General features: G+C 42.6%; 3 protein-coding genes. All 3 read right to left on the reverse strand.

What is annotated here, in order from left to right; translation table 11 throughout:
- Positions 1 to 377: response regulator (locus tag AC1DSE_RS33635; RefSeq protein ID WP_477528948.1), on the reverse strand; the 377-nt coding region annotated here is incomplete at its 3' end.
- Positions 377 to 2,116: a sensor histidine kinase gene (locus AC1DSE_RS33640; protein WP_477528949.1), complete on the reverse strand. Its 1,740-nt coding sequence runs from the start codon at positions 2,114 to 2,116 to the stop codon at positions 377 to 379. The genes AC1DSE_RS33635 and AC1DSE_RS33640, both read right to left, overlap by 1 nt.
- Before the next feature lie 77 nt (positions 2,117 to 2,193).
- Positions 2,194 to 2,920, reverse strand: a 727-nt coding sequence (locus AC1DSE_RS33645) for a type 2 periplasmic-binding domain-containing protein (protein WP_477528950.1), incomplete at its 5' end; no start/stop codon positions are given.

Genomic DNA, 2,920 nt, shown 5'->3' on the forward strand with positions numbered 1-2,920 from the left:
GCCTTAGATAAGGCCCGATCTAAATCCGCTTCCTTCAGCGGAACTTTAACAATGTACTCCAATACGTTGGCATGAATAGCTCGCTGGGCGTATTCAAAGGATGAATAGGCGGTCAAAAGGATGTATTGGGTATGGGGGATCTCCGGCTTTAGCTGCTCAATCATGGAGATTCCATCCATTCTTGGCATAACGATATCGGATATTACGATATCCGGCTTAAGCTTTAAAATTTCCTCGATCCCATTCAGCCCATTATTGGCTTTTCCCACTAGAACAAATCGCTTATCCCTATGAGAGAGCTCGTTAAAAAACAATTCCAATCTTTGAATGATCAGGTCTTCATCGTCAACAATGAAGCAGGTATAGTTTCTCACCATTATGTTTCTCCTTTTAGCAAGTCTGCTGGGAATATGGCGCGTACCCGGGTTATTTCCTTAGGTATGCTAACGATTTGGAGCCCGTATTGTTCTCCGTAGTGAAGTCTAATTCGGCCATGAATATTATTTAACCCGATTCTTTTCCTTTTCACTTCCACATCACTCGGTTCTGAAACTAAAATATGTTTTATTTTATCAGCTGGAATTCCCTCGCCTTGATCAACGACTTCGATGATGATGATGCTTCCCTCCCTGTACGCATGAATCGTTATCGGTCCTTCGATCCCTCCTCCGTTATAGCCATGGAAGATACTATTCTCCACAAGGGGCTGTAGCAGCATTCGAAAAACTGGGAAATCTATTAACCCTGCTTCGATATTTTCAATCAAGTGGAAGTTTCTGTTATACCGGATGTTCTGGATCTCGATATAGTCCGCTACATTTCGTAATTCCTGATGTAGGGAAACCTTCTCTGAAGCGTCATCTATCCCATATTCCAATAATGAAATGAGCGATCCGATCACCACATCTACTTTCTCTATTTGTCCGAGACGAATAACATTGCTGATCGAACCAAGCGTGTTATACAGAAAATGAGGGTTGATTTGAGACTGCAGCACTTGAATCTCCAGCTTTCGCTCAAGCTCATTATGAAGCTCCGCTCGTCGTATCAATTCCACAATTTGCTGCAGCATACGGTCGAAGGCGCGGGAGAGATCTCCGAACTCATCGTTTCGTTTAATCGTTATTGTCGTTGTAAGGATGCCTTGTTCCACCCGTTTCATTTTTGATTTGAGCRCATAGAGCGGAGTCCTTATATACTTGGCAATAAAAAAAGAAACGAACAAACTTAAGAGAAGACCTGCGGCTAGAAGCTCGATATAATAGGTTTCCAATCTGGACAAAGCGGCTTTCAAGCGTGATTCATCATTGATCGAAATAATGGTCCAATTGAATTTCTCCGTCGGTTTTTTCAGAAGGGAGACCGGCATGCCGTCCTTGGTATGCAGTTGAAGGGTTGTTTCTGCCGTATCCAGAATTTGTTCTGCTGACGTTTCCCCGATTGAAAACGTATGATCTTGAACATTCAGCGGTCCTCTATTTTCCGAAAATCCGGCAATGATCTTACCCGATGCGGTGATCAGAGCCAAATTCATTTGTTCCTGCTTATTAATCTTGAACAAGGTTTCTTCAATAGCATTTAGATCCAAATCTACGGCAATGGCCATCGGAAACGGAGCGCCATTCAGATATCGAACCATCGTAACTGTCCAGCCGGAATACTTGGATTTGTAAGGATCACTGACGAAGGTCGTCCTTCTGTTCTTGTCGGCCGCATAAAATAAAGGCTCTCTTTCCGCTAACGGTTCATCGAAAATACGGGTAGGCGTGCTTCCGCCTACAATGGATAAATCGCTTTTGATCAAATAAATATTACTGACGTAATTACTGTTGAGTTCATATAGCTCTCTTAATTGCTTTTTGATTACTTCCGTATTGTCTATGTTGGCTTTCACCGATGTTTCGACCGAGAACAGGATCGTCTGGAAGGAGGAAAAATTAACGGTGAAATACTGATCGACCTTGTCAAGTATTTGGTTGGTGTAGAAGATGTCATTGGTTCTTATTTCCTTTTGGACATAGCGATAGGACAATTGGCTTATCAAGATGATGCAGCCTAATACAAACGCAAACACGATAAAAAATAATTTTAAAGGCAAGCTGATTCTTCTTCGCATTGCGCATCTTCCTTTTTGAGTCCGTATTAAAATGACAATAAAGAGAGGGGCTAYGAATAGCCACTCTCTTCGTTCATTTACTTGATTAAGCCTGCTTCTTTAAATTGCTTGATTGCTGTTTCCTTATATTTCTTCATGTCAAACTTGGTATCCAACGTTTGGAGGAAATTGTCCCAATTGGATAGAGGGTCTTTGCCCGTCATAAATTTGACTAAGCTTTCATTAATGAAACGCGAGCGGTCAGTTGCCAAGGTATCGCTAGGGTCTGCGGTCAATAAGTTTCCAGGCAACGTTGGCCCCACATATTGCTGATTGTTCACGAAAGCTTCTGCGGTCTTAGGATTCTGGAAGCTGAAGTACTCGGCATCGTCACCACGGCGCGGCATTCTGTAATGATCGACCCATAGGTACTTTTCTTTCATTTCCTTCGATAATTCGGACGTTTTATTTTTGATCTTGCCGTCCACTACATCCCAATGAATTCCTTTGATTCCGTATGCAAAATTCGGATAGGCTTCTTCGTCCGTAAAGAGATAATTCAGCATGGACAAGATACGAATAATTTTGTCCTTATCCGCTTTCTTGGAAATGGCCCATGAATTGCCTTGGAACGATTTTCTCTCTACGATTTGATCGCCGTAAGGACCTATCATTGGAGGAATAACGATCCATTCCGGCACCTCTCCGCTGATTTCTTTCATTTTCTGCTGATAATCCGGCTCCAACCTGCGCGCATCCCTGATCATGAAGCCGACTTTCCCTTTAAATAGCTTTTGGTCCAACAAATCAGGCGAAGTCATCGTC

This window comes from Paenibacillus sp. 01L418 (genome assembly GCF_056400045.1).